Source organism: Mycobacterium ulcerans subsp. shinshuense (assembly GCF_002355775.1).
GTDB lineage: Bacteria > Actinomycetota > Actinomycetes > Mycobacteriales > Mycobacteriaceae > Mycobacterium > Mycobacterium marinum.
The window spans coordinates 5,182,023-5,200,519 of sequence record NZ_AP017624.1 but is presented as its reverse complement, the minus strand read 5'-3'; the positions used below and the strand labels follow the sequence as shown (position 1 = coordinate 5,200,519).

General features: G+C 66.5%; 18 protein-coding genes, 1 tRNA gene and 2 pseudogenes. 16 read left to right on the top strand and 5 right to left on the bottom strand.

What is annotated here, in order from left to right; all coding sequences use genetic code 11:
• The first annotated feature begins 2 nt into the window (after positions 1 to 2).
• The 5 genes from SHTP_RS23170 to SHTP_RS23150 all read left to right on the top strand — a co-directional run bounded on the left by SHTP_RS23170 (position 3) and on the right by SHTP_RS23150 (position 4,565).
• Positions 3 to 671 carry an HAD-IA family hydrolase gene (locus SHTP_RS23170; RefSeq protein ID WP_096371905.1) on the top strand — a complete coding sequence of 223 codons (669 nt, stop codon included), beginning with the start codon at positions 3 to 5 and terminating at the stop codon, positions 669 to 671.
• A 6-nt stretch (positions 672 to 677) separates the two neighbouring features.
• Entirely contained in the window at positions 678 to 1,679 is a 1,002-nt protein-coding gene (locus SHTP_RS23165; protein ID WP_096371904.1) for an ROK family protein, read from the top strand.
• Positions 1,676 to 2,785, top strand: a complete 1,110-nt coding sequence (locus SHTP_RS23160) for an alcohol dehydrogenase catalytic domain-containing protein (RefSeq protein WP_096372626.1) — start codon at positions 1,676 to 1,678, stop codon at positions 2,783 to 2,785. The genes SHTP_RS23165 and SHTP_RS23160 overlap by 4 nt, the downstream gene beginning before the upstream one ends.
• A complete protein-coding gene (locus SHTP_RS23155; RefSeq protein WP_096371903.1) occupies positions 2,782 to 3,567 on the top strand; it encodes a TIM barrel protein in 786 nt (261 codons plus the stop codon). Before SHTP_RS23160 ends, SHTP_RS23155 begins: the two co-directional genes overlap by 4 nt.
• A 104-nt stretch (positions 3,568 to 3,671) precedes the next feature.
• Complete coding sequence (locus SHTP_RS23150) at positions 3,672 to 4,565, top strand: class I SAM-dependent methyltransferase (RefSeq protein WP_096372625.1); 894 nt, start codon at positions 3,672 to 3,674, stop codon at positions 4,563 to 4,565.
• 84 nt (positions 4,566 to 4,649) lie between these two features.
• Here the strand turns inward: SHTP_RS23150 and SHTP_RS23145 are convergent, their stop codons facing one another.
• Positions 4,650 to 4,859 carry a hypothetical protein gene (locus tag SHTP_RS23145; RefSeq protein WP_011738864.1) on the bottom strand — a complete coding sequence of 70 codons (210 nt, stop codon included), beginning with the start codon at positions 4,857 to 4,859 and terminating at the stop codon, positions 4,650 to 4,652.
• Between the two features lie 382 nt (positions 4,860 to 5,241).
• Here SHTP_RS23145 and SHTP_RS23135 point away from each other — a divergent pair, with 382 nt between their 5' ends.
• The gene (locus tag SHTP_RS23135; RefSeq protein WP_420873044.1) at positions 5,242 to 6,444 is read left to right on the top strand and encodes an ISAs1-like element IS2404/ISMul1 family transposase; all 1,203 of its coding nucleotides are present in this window, start codon (positions 5,242 to 5,244) and stop codon (positions 6,442 to 6,444) included.
• Here the strand turns inward: SHTP_RS23135 and SHTP_RS23130 are convergent.
• The 4 genes from SHTP_RS23130 to SHTP_RS23115 form a co-directional block, all read right to left on the bottom strand.
• Entirely contained in the window at positions 6,441 to 6,614 is a 174-nt protein-coding gene (locus tag SHTP_RS23130) for a hypothetical protein (protein WP_231507232.1), read from the bottom strand. The two genes, SHTP_RS23135 and SHTP_RS23130, sit on opposite strands and share 4 nt — an antisense overlap.
• A 75-nt stretch (positions 6,615 to 6,689) precedes the next feature.
• A complete protein-coding gene (locus SHTP_RS23125) occupies positions 6,690 to 7,112 on the bottom strand; it encodes a hypothetical protein (protein WP_231991201.1) in 423 nt (140 codons plus the stop codon).
• Positions 7,113 to 7,283: 171 nt separating this feature from the next.
• Positions 7,284 to 7,357 (bottom strand) — tRNA-Gly (locus SHTP_RS23120).
• Positions 7,358 to 7,412: 55 nt separating this feature from the next.
• On the bottom strand, positions 7,413 to 8,192 hold the full coding sequence (locus SHTP_RS23115) for a ZIP family metal transporter (RefSeq protein WP_050674470.1): 780 nt from the start codon (positions 8,190 to 8,192) through the stop codon (positions 7,413 to 7,415).
• A gap of 212 nt (positions 8,193 to 8,404) precedes the next feature.
• On the opposite strand from SHTP_RS23115, the gene SHTP_RS23110 reads away from it, so the two are divergent.
• The 10 genes and pseudogenes from SHTP_RS23110 (at position 8,405) to SHTP_RS23065 (ending at position 18,480) form a co-directional block, all read left to right on the top strand.
• Complete coding sequence (locus tag SHTP_RS23110) at positions 8,405 to 9,739, top strand: MFS transporter (protein ID WP_096371901.1); 1,335 nt, start codon at positions 8,405 to 8,407, stop codon at positions 9,737 to 9,739.
• Positions 9,740 to 9,825: 86 nt separating this feature from the next.
• Positions 9,826 to 10,242 carry a DUF1330 domain-containing protein gene (locus tag SHTP_RS23105; RefSeq protein ID WP_096371900.1) on the top strand — a complete coding sequence of 139 codons (417 nt, stop codon included), beginning with the start codon at positions 9,826 to 9,828 and terminating at the stop codon, positions 10,240 to 10,242.
• A gap of 23 nt (positions 10,243 to 10,265) precedes the next feature.
• On the top strand, positions 10,266 to 10,934 hold the full coding sequence (gene pcp, locus SHTP_RS23100) for a pyroglutamyl-peptidase I (RefSeq protein WP_015354317.1): 669 nt from the start codon (positions 10,266 to 10,268) through the stop codon (positions 10,932 to 10,934).
• A 202-nt stretch (positions 10,935 to 11,136) separates the two neighbouring features.
• Positions 11,137 to 11,805, top strand: a complete 669-nt coding sequence (locus SHTP_RS23095) for a VldE C-terminal domain-containing protein (RefSeq protein ID WP_015354318.1) — start codon at positions 11,137 to 11,139, stop codon at positions 11,803 to 11,805.
• Between the two features lie 45 nt (positions 11,806 to 11,850).
• Entirely contained in the window at positions 11,851 to 12,423 is a 573-nt protein-coding gene (gene dcd / locus SHTP_RS23090; RefSeq protein ID WP_012392561.1) for a dCTP deaminase, read from the top strand.
• A gap of 89 nt (positions 12,424 to 12,512) precedes the next feature.
• Positions 12,513 to 14,159 (top strand): DUF7159 family protein, encoded by a 1,647-nt coding sequence (locus SHTP_RS28090; protein ID WP_231991668.1) that lies wholly within the window; start codon positions 12,513 to 12,515, stop codon positions 14,157 to 14,159.
• A gap of 155 nt (positions 14,160 to 14,314) precedes the next feature.
• Positions 14,315 to 15,841, top strand: a complete 1,527-nt coding sequence (locus SHTP_RS23080; protein WP_096371899.1) for a DUF7159 family protein — start codon at positions 14,315 to 14,317, stop codon at positions 15,839 to 15,841.
• Positions 15,842 to 15,917: 76 nt separating this feature from the next.
• Positions 15,918 to 17,252: pseudogene (locus tag SHTP_RS23075) on the top strand (UDP-glucose dehydrogenase family protein).
• A gap of 61 nt (positions 17,253 to 17,313) precedes the next feature.
• Positions 17,314 to 18,069 (top strand): maleylpyruvate isomerase family mycothiol-dependent enzyme, encoded by a 756-nt coding sequence (locus tag SHTP_RS23070; RefSeq protein ID WP_015354322.1) that lies wholly within the window; start codon positions 17,314 to 17,316, stop codon positions 18,067 to 18,069.
• A gap of 35 nt (positions 18,070 to 18,104) precedes the next feature.
• A pseudogene (locus SHTP_RS23065) lies at positions 18,105 to 18,480 on the top strand (nuclear transport factor 2 family protein).
• Positions 18,481 to 18,497 lie beyond the last annotated feature (17 nt).

Sequence of the window (18,497 nt, the reverse complement as noted above, 5' to 3'; positions counted from 1 at the left end):
TCATGCCCGAATTACATGCAGCCGCACTGCTATTCGATATGGATGGCACCTTGGTGGATTCCACGGCGGTCGTCGAGGCTACCTGGGGCGCATTCGCCGAATTGCACTCGCTGGACTTGGCTGAGGTGCTGGCCTTCGCTCACGGAAGGCCCACCGCGGCCACCGTGCGCCACTTCCTGTCCCATCCCGCTCTGGTCGCCAGCGAGACCAGACGGCTGGTCGAGCACGAAGAGTCGACGACCGAGGGGGTGCGGGAAGTGCCCGGTGCCGCCGAATTCATCGCCGCGCTCCCGCGATCCGCGTGGGCCGTGGTCACCTCGGCAAGTCGGGTTCTGGCCAGCAATCGCATGCGCGCCGCGGGCATCCCCTTGCCCGATGTGCTCATCAGCCCCGACGACATCACCCGCGGAAAGCCCGACCCACAGGGGTACCTGCTGGCGGCCGACGCGCTGCGCGTCAACATCGGCTCGACCATCGTCTTCGAGGATTCTCCGGCCGGGATCCGAGCCGGGATCGCGAGCAACGCGCTGACCGTCGCCATCGGCACCCTTGCGGCGTTCGACGGCCACATCGAGCGGTTCTCGAACTTCCACGGCTTCGAGGTCGCCGGCCAGCCGCCGGCGGGCGGGGTCATCTTGTCCATGCCGGCACCGATGAACTGCGGAGTCTGAGCAGCCATGACCACCCTTGCAACCGATATCGCGACCAGCACCATGGCCGCCGACTTGGGCGGCACCTGGCTTCGGCTTCGGGTCGGCGGACCAGGCACCGAGGTCAAGCGTCACATGGCACCCAGCCTGCTCAATTTCCCGGAACAGTCCGTCGCGCAACTGCGCGAGCGCCTCGTCGATGAGCTGTGTGCGGCGGCCCCCGCCGGGGCGCACGCGGCCATTTCCTGCGGTGCCGCGCTGGATCACCGCAGGGGGATCCTGTACGGCTCCGGGCCGCTGTGGGGCGCGGAGGCCGCGCCCTTCGACTTGGCGGAGGCGCTGCGGTTGCGCCGACCCGATGTGACATGGCTGCTGGTCAACGACCTGACGGCGGGGCTGGCCGACTTCACCGCGCGGTGGGCCGGTCCGTCGACCCGGCGCATCGGTTACCTCACCATCAGCAGCGGCATCGCCCTTCGCATCGCCGACCTGCGGACCAGTGAGATCCCCGTCGATGAGTGGGGGCTGCAGGGTGAAGTGGGGCACCTGCCCACGCAGGCCGACCCCGTGCTGCGCGGCCTGATTTGTGAATGCGGTGTCCCCGACCACCTCGCGGCTCACGCGTCGGGACCGGGCATCGGTCGCATCGCCGGCCGGCTCGGGGCACTGCCGCCCAACACCTCGCTGCTGCAATGGTTCCCGCGCGCACTGGCCGCCGGAGACGCCGCCGCGGTTTCGGTGCTGCAAGCCGCCGTTGCGCCGATCGCCGCCCTGATCCGCATGCTGTGGTGTGTAGACCCGCATCTGGACCTGCTCGGCATCGGTGGCGGAGTGGTGGAAGGTCTGGGTTCGCACTACGAGCGTGAGTTGCGCGAGCAGCTTCGTGGTGGCTCCTGCTACGCGGACCGCGGCTTCAGCGAGTCGTGGCTGGACGAGCGCCTGGTGTTCTGCGCTGACTCCAGCGCCGACATCGACTGCCTGCGCGGTGCACAGCTCATGTGCGACGAGCGGCTCAAGGCGACCGCATGACCGACAACGGCTATCGGGCGCTGGTGCGCCGTCCCGCAGGGCCCGACGGATGTTCGCTGGTTGATGTCGCGGTCCTCGATACACCGGCCCTGGAACCGGGCGACCTGTTGCTGGCACCGTTGGTGGCCGGGATCTGCGGTACCGATTGGCAGATCCTGCGCGGCGACCGTCCCGATGACTCACCGGTGCTGGGGCACGAGGGCATCGCGCGAGTCGTGGTGGGATCGAAGGCGTTTGCGCCCGGCGATATCGTCACCGTCAATCCGACGCACCCGACGGACCCGGGCTTTCTCCTGGGACACAACGTGGCCGGGCTGTGGGCCGAGCGGACCAGAATTCCCGCCAGCGTCGTGAATGCCGGCCTGGTCGTGTCCGTCCCGAGCAGCGCGGCCAACGATGTGCTCATCGGTGCCCTTGCCGAGCCGCTGGCCTCGGCCATCTACGGACTCGAGATCGCGATGGCCGTCTTCGAGGACACCCCGAGATCACTGGTGGTGTGGGGCGATGGCATCGTCGGTCAGCTCGCCGCCGCGGTCTGGCGCCAAGCGATGCCAGAGACCGAGCAACTGATCGTGGGCCGAAATCGCGACTCCCACAACTGCATCGCCGCCGACGACCCCGATCTTCCCAGCAGGCTCGCCGCACTGCGGGGCCCGGTCAGCGCCGTGCTGGCCACCCCTCGTTCTGCGACGGTGACCGCCCTGACGACGCTGGACAGCCACATCGACCACGCGCTGACCGTCGATGTCCACGGTGGCCTGGATTCGGGTCCGGTGTCGCTGCGCAGCGGCGAGGCCGACGTCGCCGCCGTGCGTGCCGCCAACTGTGGCGAACTGTCCTCGGTCCCGGTGGCCAAAACCCTGCAGCGCGCGGGTGCGGGCCCGTTGCGGTTGTTCGGCCACCGCGGGGTGTCCAACGCGCACCTGCGCGCCGCGATCGGCGCGCTCACCGAGAATGCGGCCACGTTCGCGTCACTGCTCACCCGGGTCACCGATCTGGAGGGGGCCGCCGAACTCATCAACGGCGTTCTGCAAAGCGGTAACCGGTGCCACGACGGACGTCGCGTTCTCAAGGCCGCCATTCGCCTCGAGGGAGCCGCCGCATGAGCCGCATCGCGGTGGCCGCACCCCAGTGGCGCATCGCCGATTGCCGTGCGGCCGCTGCGGCCATGGCAATCCGTAGTGGCGCCGATGAACTGCAGATCGACTTCGGTGGTGCCCATCGCGGCCCGCGCCTTGATGTGCCCGCGGAGCAGGCCGTCGTCGCGCGGATCGCTCGCAGCATCCCCGTCACCGCGCTGGCGGTCAATCACGCCAACGATCTCGGCCTCATCAACGAGCACGGGGAGCCCAACGCGGAGGCCGCGGCGCTGCTGCGCGTGGCGCTGTGGTGTGCGGTCGAGCTGGGCATCGGCGTTCTGCACGTTCCCGGATTTCGCCGCAGCGCCCCGGATTCCCCGCAACGGGTGGCCGGAACCGCCGCAGTCCTGCGCTCGATATGCCAGCGCGCCGAACGCCACGGCATCGCCGTCGCCTATGAATCCGCGCTCAGCGGAGCCGCCAGCGCGGCCCTGGTCAAGGCGGTCGGTCATCGCGACCTGCGTGTCGTGTTCGATATCGGGAACTTGCTCGACTTTGGGCACCGGCCGGGCGAATTCGTCAGCGCGGTAGGGGAGTTGCTGCACCCGGACCTGCATGTCAAAGACCCGGCCGCCAGCCGCGTTGATGTGGTCAGCGAACTACGCGATGTGCTGTCTTCGCCCGCGCCGGTGCGGTCCTTGCTGGTCGAGAACGACTACCGCGCCATACCGGGCCGGCTGGCCGCCGATGTCGCCGTCTGCCGCGGCCTGATCCGCTCGCACGCGACTCGTATGCATAGCCGCTGCTGAAGCTGGCGGCGCCCGTCATTGCAATGACGATGAGACGATGGTGAGGCAACGCGATAGTCCGCGTCGACTCGATGTGCGGCCAGACCTACCGGGAGTGGTGCCGGGTGTACGAACCCAACGGTGCGCCGGACGCTGCTCCGGCTCCGGTGGCTTCGGCAGCCTTTGCCGCTGAACCGGCCACGGATCGTGCCATGGACCTATACACAGCCCCCCGGTTGCAGATGGTCGAAGCGGTGCTCGCGCGCCACCGCGAAGAGCCGATCGTGCCGGTGCCAGAACTGCTTTCGGTCACCCCGATGAACTACGGGCCGGCCGAATTTCAGGCGGCGCGGAGCTGGTTTGCGGCGGGCGGGCTGGTGCCGGGCGGCAACCGCTGCCTATCCTTGATCGACGTGGGGGCTGGATTCGGGCCTGCCGGACTGGTGTTCGGCTCGCAGGGCTACCGGGTGACGGCCATCGAGATGCGCGCCGACATCGCCGCGGTGGGCCGGCGGGTGATGGCCGCGTGCGGGCTACAGGATTTCGTGCACTACGAGGTGGCCGACGTCATGGCCTATCAACCCGTCACGCCGGCAGACACCTTCACCTCGATCCTGTGTCTGCTGCACGTCACCGACAAACACGCCGCGATGGAAAAGCTCGCCACCCTGTTGCGGACGGGCGGCCGCGGCTACCTCGCCGACTTCTACGCACGAAGACGCCTTTCCGGATCTGAACGGGCGCTGCTGCAGGATCAGGTAGCGTGCCCAGGCCTTCTCACCCGCCAGGAGTACGTCGGCGCGCTGACAGCCGCGGGCATTGCCGCGGTGCGGTTCACCGACGTCACCCAGGAATACTCCGCCTACGTGCACCAGCGCTGTGCGGACTACCTAGGCCGGAGCGAATCGGACCGGCATGACGAACTCGCGCAGTTCTTCACCGCGATAGACACCCTTTTCGGCAACGGAGAGGCAGCGAACGCGGTGCTCGGGGGATGCCGCATTTATCTCGAACGGTAAGAGCCGCTACGGGTGGCGCCAACCTCCCACCGGTGGGCCATCGTGAAAATGGAACACGACCGCCACCAGGCCTAGCCGGCAGAGCTAGGCCCGCCTGGGGCCCGAGGGCTTGGTCCGCCAGCCCAGATAGGCGAAGAGCAGCATAAGCGCGGAATACAGCACAAATTCGGCCCAGATGTACCCGGTGCTCCAAGTCCTGCCGAAGAATTGCAGAGTATTCATGTCGGCGAACAAGGCGAAACCGAGATGGGTGATGGCGAATCCGGCAAACAGGCCGGCCAGGAATCGGTACATGATTCCCTCCTCATGCTTCCGTGTATCCGAGCGTCACCCCGCCGTGCCGGTGCGGGCTAGGGTCGAAGGCCATTTCCGAACGCTGGGTGCGCTTGCTCGCTCGATCCTGTGCCCCAAGTCGTCCAGTTCGTCGAGTAGAAGGCTTGCTCCCCATACTTGGTCTCGTTTGCGGTTGGTCAATGGGCGTAGAACGCCGGTGTCATGCAGTCGCTTTATCGCGGCGAACACGCTGCTTCGAGCAGGGCTCCGGCGTTGTTGATTAGCAGGCTTGTGAGCTGGGTTGATGATCTTTGGTGCCGCGCTATTGGGGCCGGAGTGTAGGCACGGGCTATCTGGAGAACGTTCGAGTTGGTTACTGTTCGTCGTTGGTCTGGAGTTGCCCGTGCCTACCGTTTCAGTATTGCCTGTGTCGTCGGTTCCAGAGGTGTTCGACCGCTGGAGTCCTGGTGAGCGCAGCGAGCTCATCGGATCGGAGTTTCTCGATGTGTTGGCCTCGGTGCCAGACCCGAGGGACCCACGCGGTCGGAGGTATTCGCTGATGGCTTTGTTGGCGATCGCGGTTCTGGCCACTGCCGCGGGGATGCGCGGCTATGCTGGTTTTGCCACATGGGCGGCCATCGCTCCCGATGATGTGTTGGCCCAATTAGGGGTCCGGTTCCGGCGGCCCAGTGAGAAGACCTTCCGCGCTGTTTTGTCTCGGCTAGACCCCGCCGACCTCAACGCCAGGATGGGCAGTTACTTCACTGCACACGTGGCCAGCAGCGACCCCAGTGGATTGGTGCCGATCGCGTTGGACGGCAAGATGCGGCGTGGTGCTTTACGCGCCAAAGCGACAGCCACGCATCTCGTGTCGGTGTTCGCCCACCGTGCCCGATTGGTGCTCGGTCAACTCGCTGTCGCCGAGAAAAGCAATGAAATTCCCTGCGTACGTGCCCTGCTCACGCTGCTGCCGGGTAGCTTGCGGTGGCTGGTCACCGTGGATGCGATGCATACCCAGGTCGTCACCGCGAAGTTGATCTGCGCCACCTTGAAGTCGCACTACCTGATGATCGTCAAGTCCAACCAAGCCAAAATACTTGCGCATATCACCGCGCTGCCCTGGGCCGAGGTGCCCGCAGCCGCTACCGACGACTCCCGCGGCCACGGCCGTGTCGAGACCCGCACCCTGCAAATCATCACCGCTGCACGAGGAATCGGCTTCCCCTACGCAAAACAAATCATCCGGATCACTCGTGAACGCTTGATCACCGCCACCGACCAGCGCAGCGTGGAGGTGGTCTATGCCATCTGCAGCCTGCCGTTCGAGCACGCCCGCCCTACCGCGATCATGACCTGGATGCGTCAACACTGGGGAATCGAGAACAGCCTGCACTGGATACGCGACGTCACCTTCGACGAAGACCGTCAAAGGGCACATACCGGAAACGGCGCACAGGTCCTAGCAACGCTACGCAACACCGCGATCAATCTGCACCGCCTCAACGGCGCCGACAACATCGCCGAAGCCTGCCGGATCACCGCTTTGACCGCCAACCGCCGCCTAGACCTCCTCAATCCACAATTCCCCAGCTCACAAGCCTGCTAATCAACAACGCCGGAGCCCTGTGTGCGAACGTAGTTGAGAGTGTGCTCTAGGTATGCAGTGTCCTCGGCAAGTTGTAGGTCGTATCCGCCGTAGAACTTCTTGAGTGCGTTGACCTCTTGCCAGAACTTGCTTTCATCAACGTCGTAGTGCTCGAAAAGCGGCTTCTGCATATAGCCGCGGGTAAGAGTCCGGTCAAAATCCCAAATGAAGGCAATGATCGTTTGGGTTACGAGGGACGGCGGCATTCACGCGACCTCGGGGCCGGTGAACCTTATTACGTCGTCGCCTCGGTCGATCCAGCCGTACAGGATCACTCCGGTTCCCCAAAATTCCTCATGTGCTCGACCGAGTTCCGGCATCGGCAGCACAACCCCGACGTCGATGCCTCGTTTGCGAATCTGCGTTAAAATATCCGCGTAGTCCGCTGCGGACTTGGTGCTTTCAAATACCCATTCAACGAGTTTGCGCTCATGGAGGTACACAGCAGTACTGGTCAGCATTCGAACGGTAGTGTTCGACTCGTCTTGCCATCGGCGGGCGATGGTGTTTGCGATGTCTTCGACGGCGATCCGATGGTGAACCGGGCTCCCCACGTTCGTCATGGAGGCAGTGTAGGTCTGCCGGTGGAGGGCCGTCGAGATTTCCGTGTCTTCCGCGTGGCCGCTCATGCATGGACGGTATCGACGGGGGCCGACAGGTTTCCGAACGGATGTTCGATGCGTGTGCTATCTGGCGGCTGTAGCAAACGCCTCTCAAATCGGTCACGGTCACCAGACGGTCATCGGTTAGATGGGCTAGCGATTGTGACGCTTCAGTATGGGATTTGACCAGGTCTTTCGTGGAGCCGATGACGGGAATCGAACCCGCGTATTCAGCTTGGGAAGCTGATGTTCTGCCATTGAACTACATCGGCGCTGTTGCCCCGAAAGGCTAGCACCCAGCACCGGGCGCGGTGTGCGGGATCCGCCTCACTCCATCACTCCCAGGCTGTAGAGGATCAGGAAGCCGGCGAAGAACATGATCGCCATCCACGCCCGCTCCTCGCCTTCATGGGCTTCGACGAGCAGTTCTTCCACGACCAGCCACAACAGCGCCGCCGCCGCAAACGCCAGCACGAGGGTCAGCACGGTACCTCCCGCGTTGGCGAGCACCAGCGCACCCAGCACGCCGCCCACGGCGGTCGCCAGGCTGACCCCGCCGGTGAGCGCGGCGGCCCGGGCCTTGGGTACTCCGGAGCGGGTCAGCCGCAGCGCCACCGACACCCCCAAAAACAGCACCTCGACGGTCAGCGCGATGGTGATGATGATCGCGGTGCGCCGGGAGACGGTCGCGCCCGTCGCCACCAGCAGCCCGTCGATGAACAGGTCGACGGCGACCACGGCGAGAAAACCCACCGGCACTTGACCGCCCGCACGGACGTCGTCGTGGCCGTCCTCGTCCTCGCCGTGCGGTCCGTGGTCTTCGAACTGGCGGAATCCGACCAGCAGCGCGACCCCCGCACTGAACCCGAGAATGATCAGCCACAGCGGGCCCCGCGCCCGCAGGTCCGGCAGCACCTCGGTGGCCACGGCGGCCATGACCACACCGGCCGCGAAATGCTGCACACCGCTGACCAGCGCCGCCGACGGCGTGCGCACGACTGCCACAGCGCCACCGATGATTCCGGCGATCACCGGGAAGGCGACCAAAGCCGCAGCGGTTGTCAGGGTGCTCACGCCAAACCTCCCGGGGCCGATTGAGACGAACATACTCGGGTGCGCTCGATCGGCCGGTATCGGCGGAGGCCGGATGGCGCGCCGGCGTATACAGTGCTCGGCGGACGGGCCGACGGCACCGGAGCCTCGGTTCGTACGTTTCCGACGTGACGCACGCTGGCCTCGCGGGCCACCGTGACCCCGACATCCAACAGACACGAGCGTTGCGGAACTCGACGGCACCGGGTCCTCACGCAGGAGACACGATGGCCGTTTTAGACACCGGTGAACGCTCGCTGGAAGCGCGCACGATCCGCAAACTGGGCATTCGCATCGTGCCGTTCTTGATGGCCCTGTATTTCGTCAACTACCTGGACCGCACCAACCTCGGCATCGCCCGCGCCGACATCAGCGCGCACCTACAGCTCACAGCGACGATGTTCGGCCTGGCCTCGGGCATCTTTTTCATCGGCTATGTGCTGGTCGAGGTTCCGTCCAATCTCGCGCTGGATCGCTACGGCGCCCGACGCTGGCTAGCGCGGATCGCGGTGTCGTGGGGAATCGTGGTGGTGGCCACCGGCTTTGCGCCAAACGCGACGACGCTGTTGGTGTTGCGGTTCCTGTTAGGGGTGGCCGAGGCGGGCCTGTTCCCGGGGGTCATCTACTACCTGAGTCGCTGGTTCCCGCGCGACTACCGGGCCCGGGTCGTCGCGCTGTTCATGATGGCCAGCCCGATCGCGGCAGCGCTTGGAACCCCGTTGGCGGCGTGGCTGATCCACCTCGGCAACGGGGTGTTCGGGCTGGCGGGCTGGCAGTTCATGATGATCGCCGTCGGTGTCCCGGCGATCGTGTTGGGGTTCGCCTGTTGGTACTACCTGGTCGACCGGCCCGGTGACGCCGCATGGCTAGAGCCCGACGAACGGCAATGGCTCGTCGACACCCTGGCCGAGGAGCAGCGCCAGGTTGCCGGCGACTTTCACTTTCCGCTGCGCCGCGCGCTGACCAGCCCACGGATCTGGGCGCTGGCCCTGGTCTACTTCGGCATCGCCTACGGGCTCTACGCCCTGACGTTCTTCTTGCCGAGCATCATCTCGGGCTTCAAGAAGACCTTCGGGATCGACTTCTCGATCGTGCGAGTGGGACTCATCGCGGCGATCCCGTACACCTGTGCGGCGGTGGCCATGTACCTGTGGTCGCGGCACGCGGACGCCACCGGTGAGCACGTGTGGCATGTCGCCGTCCCGATGTTGCTTGGCGGGCTGGCCATTCCCGTCGCGCTGCACCTGCACACCCCGGTGCTGGTGATGGTGGCCGTGGCGATCACCGCGATGGGGGTGTTCGCTGCCATCCGCAGCTTCTGGGCGTTGCCGTCAAATTTCCTGACCGGCACTGCGGCAGCCGGCGCCATCGGGCTGATCAATTCGGTGGGCAATCTGGGCGGGTTCGCCGCGCCCTATCTGACCGGGGCGCTCGAACAAGTGACCGGGACCGACAAGGCGGGCATGTGGGCGGTGGGCGCCATGATGCTGATGTCGGCCTTTGTGGTGGTCCTGCTGCGCGCCGTGCCGGGCTCCCCGACGGCTGCCGAGCGCCCGAATTGATGCCGTGGCGCCGAGCGCTGGCCGCAACGCGACCAACGGGAATCGCCAACACCACGTACAAATAGAGGCGACGAGGGAGATCGATCGTGCACATCGTTCCGACACCGCAAGCGGCTGAGGCGATGCTGACCGCAATGCCGCCCGGCCCCTTCGTCATGCTCAACCTCTACCGCATCCGCGAGGTCGCCGATTACTCAGCGAACCCCGAGCTTGCGCCCCCGGCGCCGATCAGCGGTCGCGAACTGTTCGAGCGCTACGCCGCCGGGATGGAGTCGGTGCTGGCGAAGGTCGGCGCCGAGCGGGTCTTTGTGGCCGACGCCGGCGGCTGCTTCATCGGCCCGCCCGAGGAGCGCTGGGACGTCATTCAAGTCGTGCGGTATCCCTCGCTGGAAGCCTTCATCGCGGTGATGTCCAGCGAACAGGCGCAGGCCGATCTTCCGCATCGGTTCGCGATGCTGGAGGATTCCAGGGTGATACCCATGGCCGAACGCCCGCTCACCTAGTTTCGACCAGGAAGGAACACCACATGACCAAGGTGCTGGTTACCGGGTTCGGACCGTATGGCGTGACGCCGGACAATCCGGCCCAGTTCACCGCCGAGGCGCTGGACGGACGCACCATCGCCGGGGCGACGGTGGTCTCGCGGATTGTGCCCGGCGCCTATTTCGACTCGATCGCGGCGGCTGAGCAGGCCATCGCCGAGGTGGATCCGCAGCTGGTGATCATGTTGGGCGAATACCCGGGGCGCGCCATGCTGACCGTCGAGCGGCTGGCCCAGAACATCAACGATTGCGGGCGCTATGGCCTCGCCGACACCGCCGGCAAGGTGTTGGTGGGCGAGCCGACCGATCCGGACGGCCCGGTCGCCTACCACGCCACCGTCCCGGTCCACGAGATGGTGCTGGCGATGCGCGCGGCCGGGATCCCGGCCGATGTCTCCGACGCGGCGGGCACCTTCGTGTGCAACCACCTCATGTACGGCGTGCTGCACCACATCGCCTCGCGGAACCTGCCCATCCGCGCCGGCTGGGTCCATCTGCCCTGTCTGCCGATGGTTGCCGCCCTGGATCGCAACCTGGGTGTTCCGAGCATGTCGGTGGAGACGGCGGTCGCGGGACTGGTCGCCGGCATCGAGGCGGCGGTGCAGCATGCGGCCGATACTCGCCAGCCCGTCCCGTCACGTTTGCAGATCTGAGGGCACTAAACTCTTGGCGGCCAGACAATCCTGTTCGGCTGTGTCTTATGGCACAAGAAATGTCGCGCTGAGCAGGACAAATGGCCCCGCGTCAAGTCGGGTGCCATTATTGTCTTGATAAGTGACGAACTGCGATATATGCCACAGGATTGCTAACCAATCCGGTGTTTATTATTTCGTTATCGTGTCGTAATCTGCTTCCGTGGGTCGGCACGAGTTAGCCAGGAAGCGGCGCAAGCCGTCTGTTCTGCTGGCTGCAGTGGTAGCGCCCGCGGCCGCCTTCTTCGCGGTGGCAGGGGATATCGGCCCATCGTCCGCGCGTGATCGCATCGACCAAATGGCCGTTGGTGATGAAGCGTGTTGTGTGGAGATTGTCGCGGCAACGCCCATCGAGTTGTCGTCGAAAATATCCAGCGGTGCGGTGGGGATGGGTTTTGCGGCCGGTCAGTTCGCCGCGGCATCGAGATTGCGGGTGGACAGGTCAGCGCGCCTGCTGCCGGTCGGGGTGGCACCGGAACGCGGGCTACAGGTCAAGACCATCCTGGCGGCGCGCAGCATCAGCGCGGTCTTCCCGGAGATTCACGAAATCGGTGGGGTGCGCCCCGATGCGTTGCGCTGGCATCCGAACGGATTGGCGCTCGACGTGATGATCCCCAACCCCGGCAGTGCTGAGGGGATAGCGCTGGGCAACGAGATCGTCGCCTACGTCTTGGCCAACGCCGAGCGCTTCGGGATGCAGGATGCGATTTGGCGTGGCGTCTACTACACGCCCACCGGTGCAACCAGAAGCCGCCTCGGTCACTATGACCACGTCCACGTCACCACCACTGGTGGCGGATACCCCACTGGCAAGGAAATCTACCTCCGCTGACTCGTCGCGCGGCGGCGGCGATCCGAGAGCAGATACGCTCATCGCGTGCTGCTCTCTGATCGAGACCTCAGAGCCGAAATTTCCGCCGGGCGGTTGGGTATCGACCCGTTCGATGACAGCCTGGTTCAGCCGTCCAGCGTCGACGTCCGGCTCGACTGCATGTTCCGGGTGTTCAACAACACCCGGTACACCCACATTGACCCGGCGCAGCGCCAGGACGAGTTGACCAGCGTGGTGGAACCGACCAAGGGGGATCCGTTCGTGCTGCACCCGGGCGAGTTCGTGCTGGGTTCCACGCTGGAGATCTTCTCCCTGCCCGGTGACCTGGCCGGGCGGCTGGAGGGCAAGTCGTCGCTGGGCCGGCTGGGCTTGCTCACCCATTCCACTGCCGGGTTCATCGATCCCGGCTTCAGTGGGCACATCACGCTGGAGCTGTCCAACGTCGCCAACCTCCCGATCACGTTGTGGCCCGGCATGAAAATCGGCCAGCTGTGCATCTTGAAATTGACCAGTCCGTCTGAGCATCCCTACGGGAGTTCCGGAGTAGGGTCGAAATACCAGGGTCAGCGGGGGCCCACGCCGTCTCGTTCGTACCAGAACTTCATAAGGTCTACATAGCTGCCGCATAGCTTGCGCGATAAGGATTAGTAGACCGTTGGCTTGGCTATCCAAGAGCCATTGCCGGGCCATCCGGAGCCATCCGCGCCGTGTTCTCCTCCGCAGCGACCGTGGTGGGTTGCAAGACCTTGGGAGGGGTTTTGGACGTCGTACTTGGGGTATCGATGGCAGCGGCTGACGTCCGGATGGCGTTGGTCGAAGGCGAAGACGGCGACGGCTTGATCGTCGAGGAAGACAGTTTCGACCTCGACCGCAATCCGGTCACGTCGAGCGCATCCGATCAGGTGGTCGCGGCGATTCTGGGCACTCGGGAGGGTGCGGCCGACGCCGGCTTGCGGTTGTCCTCGATTGGCGTGACATGGACCGACCCGGTTCAGGCCGCGGCGCTGCGCGATGCGCTGGCCTGGCACAAGGTCGAAAACGTCATGCTGGTCTCGGGTTTTCTGGCTGCGGCCGCCCTGGGGCAGGCGGTCGGCGGCGCCCTCAGCTATGCGCGGACCGCGGTGTTGTTCATCGAGCCCGATACGGCGACCCTGGCCGTCGTCGACACCGCGGACGGCTCGGTCAGCGAGGTGCGCCAGCAATTGTTGGCCGAAGACGACGACGCGGCGGTGGCCGAGGTGGTCGCCATGGTGGCCGCGGCCGAGTCTCTGCCGGCGCGTCCGGACGGTGTCTATGTGGTCGGCACGGGTGTGGACGTCGCCATGATCAAGCCGGCACTCGATGCGGCGACGTCGCTGACGGTGAGCGTGTCCGAGGAACAGGAAATGGCGCTCGCCCGAGGCGCGGCGCTGGCCTGCGGCAATGCGCCCCTGTTTGCCGCCACCACCGCCGCCCTGGCATATGCGCAGGACCTCAATGATCCTGACCCGCTGGCGGAGAGCGACCTGGTCGACGAGCTCTCGCCCGACCAGGAACCCGCCGGACGCCGATCCGGGCTTTTGATCGGCAGCGGCCTGGCCGTGGTCGCCACCGCGGCGGTGGTGGCGCTGGAAGTCGCCCTGGCGATCGACATCCGCCCGACGGTGGCCCTACAGCCCAGGCCCAACGAGAACCACCTGGTCGCCCCGCCTCAGCAGGCGGCCGCGCCGCCGCAAGTGGCCGCTCCCGAGCCGAAGATCGAGTTGCCGCGCCCCCGGGTGGTGCCGCGCGCGGCCAGCCCGCACCTGCCGGCCCCGGCGGCGCCGGCGCAGAGGGCGCCAGAGGTGCCGGTGTTGCCCGCCCCCGCCATTCCTGAACCGGTGGTGGCCGTGCCGCCGCTGGTGCCCATCGTCGTGCCGCCGGTCCGGGTACCCAGCGGGGTCGACACCTTCCTGCGCCCCTCTGTCCCCAATATCCAAGCGCCGGTGCCACGTCAGCAGCCCAAGGTGCCCGCCCCCCGTGTTGAAGTTCCAGCCTCGCCCCCGCCGGTGGTGAGTCCGAATCCGCGCGGGCGCGGCGGTCTGAGGCTGCCCGGGCTGGGCCGGATACCCAACCCCGGTCGTGGGCCCGCTGGCGGCAGCCTCGGTCCTGGCCGGCGCGGGCACTTCGGCGGCGGCGCTCCCGGTCGTAGCGGTCCGTCCGGCGGCGGCGGCCATGGGGGCCAGTTCGGCGGCGGCGGTCACGGCGGTGGGTTCGGCGGTGGCCGCGGTGGCGGTGGCCATGGTGGCGGGTTCGGAGGATTCGGTGGCGGCCACGGTGGAGGTTTCGGTGGGGGCCACGGTGGTGGTTTCGGTGGCGGCCACGGGGGACGCTGACAGCTAATCGTCTGTTCGACGGTTAGGCATCCTTTTACTGCTGAAATGTGCTGACCCAAGCCGATCCGGCAACCAAGGCTCCGGTATGCACCCCGGGAGGCGCGTAAAATCGGCGGCTACAGGGTTGGGGGACCCGCGTAGGCCCGCTGTATGCGATGGTCGAGCAGGTATTGGGGGAGCTCTTGGACACCGTGCTCGGAGTATCTGTGGCACCGACGGCAGTGCGGTTGGTGCTGGTCGAAGGCGAAAACGGCGATGGCGCGCTGGTCGATGAAGACGCGTTCGATGTCAGCGGTGATGGCGACGCGGCAACCATCGGGGCCGCCGAACAGGTGATCTCGGCGATCCTGGGAACCAGGGAAGGCGCCTCCGGGGGCGGCTACCAGCTGACCTCAACCGGGGTGACCTGGAGAGACCCGGCCCAAGCCGCCGCCCTGCGCGACGTCTTGGCCCGGCGCAAGATCGAAAACGTCGTGCTGGTCTCGGCGTTCCTGGCCGCCGCCGCGCTGGCTCACGCGGTGGGCAGCGAAACCAACTATGCGCAGACCGCGTTGCTGTTCATCGAACCCGAGGCCGCCACGCTGGCGGTTGTCGACAGTGCGGACGGCTCGGTTACCGACATTCATCGACTCTCACTGTCAGACGACGATGACACGGCCGTGGGCCAGTTGACGGAGTTGATTTCGCAGGCCGAGAGCCTGCCGACCCGTCCCGACGCGGTGTTTCTGGTGGGCTCGGGTATCGATCTGCCATTGATCAAGCCGACGCTCGAGGCGTCGACCACATTGCCGGTTACCGCGGCCGAGGAACCGGATACCGCGCTTGCCCGCGGTGCCGCGCTCGCGGCGGCGAGCAGCCCCCTGTTCGCGTCATCCACGGCGGCGCAGGCGTGGGCCCAGGATCCCGGCAGCGGGGTGCTCTACTCTCACGCGCCGTACGGGCTCGATGCCGCCTACTTCGACGATGTGTCGGACCAGTTGGGGACGGGTCAGCAGGCTCTGGCCTACAGCGCGGTGCCCGAAGAGCAGCATGAGCGAAGGCCGTTCGCGCTGCTGGCCAGCATCATGGGGTCAATCTTCATCATCGGTGTGGGTGCCTTGGCCGTGTCTCTGGCGGTCAGCATCCGCTCCGAACCCGGCACCCGCCCCGATCCCGGCCAGAGCGTCGTCACACACCTGCCCGCGCCGGCGCACGCGGCCCCGGCCCCTCAACCCCAGGCCCCGGCACCGCAGGCTCCGGCGCCCCAAGCCCAAGCCCCGGCGCCCCAGGCCCAGGTTCCGGCCCCAGCCCCGGCGCCCCAAGCCCCCGCCCCGCGGGCGCCGGCGCCGCAAGCCCCGGCCCCCCAGGCGCAGGTTCCGGCTCCGAAGGCCCCGGCGCCGGTGCCGGTACCGGTTGCCCAAGCGCCAGTGCCCGTGCCGCAGGCTCCCGCGCCAGTTCCGGTTCCGATTCCTCAGGCTCCCGCACCCGCGCCGGAGGCTCCGGTGCCGGCTCCGGTGCCCATTCCGGTGCCCATTCAGATCCCGCTTCCCCAGATCTTTGGTCCCGGTGGCGGCGGCGGGTTCCCCGGCGGTGACGATGACCGTGGCGGACGTGGTGGTGGACGCGGCGGCCGGCACGGCGGCGGTCACGGCGGTGGGCACGGGCGGGGCGGGTTCAACATCCCGTTTATCCCGGGTATCTGATCTTGCCGGGTAGCTGTCATCTGCCGTTCAGCGTCGCGATGCAGTTCGCTCATCGCAGTCGCCTACACACGGTGTTATGCGATGCACCGTCTTTGGCACCGGCTATCTAGGCGCCACCCACGCCGTTGGAATGGCGCAACTTGGGCACGAGGTTGTCGGGGTCGACATTGATCCGGGCAAGGTGGCCAAGCTGGCCGGGGGCGATATCCCCTTCTACGAGCCGGGTTTGCGAAAGCTGTTGAGGGACAACCTTGCTGCTGGACGTCTGCACTTCACGACCGACTACGACATGGCCGCCGAGTTCGCCGATGTGCACTTTCTGGGTGTTGGCACACCCCAGAAAAGGGGGGAATACGGCGCCGACTTGCGTCACATTCACGCCGTCATCGATACCCTGGTGCCGCGGCTGACCAGAACGTCGGTGCTCATTGGCAAATCGACGGTCCCGGTCGGGACGGCGGCCGAGTTGGCCCGGCGGGCGGCCGGGCTGGTAGTGGCCGGCGTTGGTGTGGAGATCGCCTGGAACCCGGAGTTTCTGCGCGAAGGTTTCGCGGTCCGCGATACGCTGCGTCCGGATCGGATTGTGCTTGGTGTGCAGGATGATTCGATCCTGGCCGAGCAGTTCGTCCGAGAACTGTACGGACCGTTGCTGGAGGCCGGGGTGCCCTTCTTGGTGACCGATCTGCAGACCGCGGAATTGGTCAAGGTCTCCGCCAATGCCTTTCTGGCTACCAAAATTTCGTTCATCAACGCGATCTCGGAGGTATGCGAGGCCGCCGGTGCCGACGTCAGTCTCCTTGCCGATGCCCTCGGCTACGACACCCGCATCGGGCGCCAATGTCTCAATGCGGGTTTGGGATTCGGTGGCGGCTGCTTGCCCAAAGATATCCGCGCGTTCATGGCCCGTGCCGGCGAGCTCGGTGCCAACCAGGCGCTGACCTTCCTGCGTGAGGTCGACAGCATCAACATGCGGCGGCGTACCCGGATGGTGGAACTGGCCACCACCGCGTGTGGCGGTTCGCTGCTGGGAGCCAACCTCGCGGTGCTTGGCGCGGCGTTCAAACCCGAATCCGACGACGTTCGAGATTCTCCCGCGCTCAACGTCGCCGGACAGCTACAGCTCAACGGTGCGGCGGTCAATGTCTATGACCCCAAGGCCCTGGACAACGCGAACCGACTGTTTCCCACGCTGAACTAGGCGGTCTCGGTTGCCGAGGCCTGCGAGCGAGCCGACGCCGTGTTGATACTCACCGAATGGCAGGAGTTCGTCGACCTCGACCCCGACGATCTGGCCGACCGGGTGCGGGCCCGCGTCATTGTCGACGGCCGCAACTGCCTTGATGTCTCCCGCTGGGAGCGGGCTGGCTGGCGAGTGTTCCGGCTGGGGGCTCGGATTCGGGCGGCGTCCTAGTCGGCCGCGTCCGTCGGCGAATTCGGGCTGCGGGCAACCCGGCACGAGTAGCGTTACCGGGGTGGACCAGGTGGCGGCATACCTTGACCAGACCCGTGCTTTCGGCGAACTCATCGGCGACAATGACCAATCCACGCCAGTGCCCAGCTGCCCGGGATGGAACCTCGGGCAGCTGTTCCGTCATGTCGGACGCGGCGATCGGTGGGCGGCCCAGATCGTGCGCGACCGGCTGGACAGTTTTCTGGATCCCCGCAATGTGGCAGGCGGAAAGCCGCCGGCAGCTGTGGACGACGCGATCGCCTGGCTGCAAGACGGCGCGCAGCTGATGGTCGACGCCGTCGAGCAGGCGGGCGCGGAAACGCCGGTGTGGACATTTCTTGGGCCGCGCCCGGCGCACTGGTGGGTTAGGCGCCGGCTGCACGAGGTGGTGGTGCATCGGGCTGACGCCGCCATCGCGCTCGGGCAGCAATTCGTCCTGGAACCCGAGATCGCGGCCGACGGCATCAGCGAGTTTCTGGAACGCATTGCGGTCCAGGCGGGGCGCGACGGCGCGCCGCTGCCGATCGAGGACGGCGACACCGTGCATCTGCACGCCACCGATCCCGGTCTCGGTGACGTCGGGGAATGGACCGCCGCCGTCGAGGACGGCCACATCACCTGGTCGCCTGAGCACGGCAAAGGCACCGTGGCCGTGCGCGGCGGCGCCGCGGAGCTTCTGCTGGCGATGACGCGGCGGGTCTCGGTGCCCGACACCGGGATCGAGGTGTTCGGCGACCAGGCCGTATGGCAGAAATGGCTGGAGCGCACGCCTCTTTAGCGTGCGGACTAGGCGAACACGGTAATTTGCAGGCCATGACCACATCGGAGATTGCCACCGTGCTGGCCTGGAGCGACGCACTCAACGCCGCTGACATTGACACCCTGGTGGCCCTTGTCCAGCGACGATATCGACATCGGCGACGCGCACGGAGCAGCCCAGGGCCACGAGGCGCTGCGGCGCTGGGCCAGCTCGCTGCAGACGACCGCCGAGATGGGCCGCATGTACGTGCACGACGGTGTTGTGGTGGTCGAGCAACGGATCATCGGCCGCGACGACCCCGACAGCGTCGCGAACGCCGCCTCGGCATTCCGGGTGGTCCGCGATCACGTCACCTCGGTTTTCCGCCATGACGACTTGGTGTCGGCGCTGGCGGCCACCGAACTCACCGAGGCTGACCTGGTCGATTGAGTTCGACGAAAGGCAAC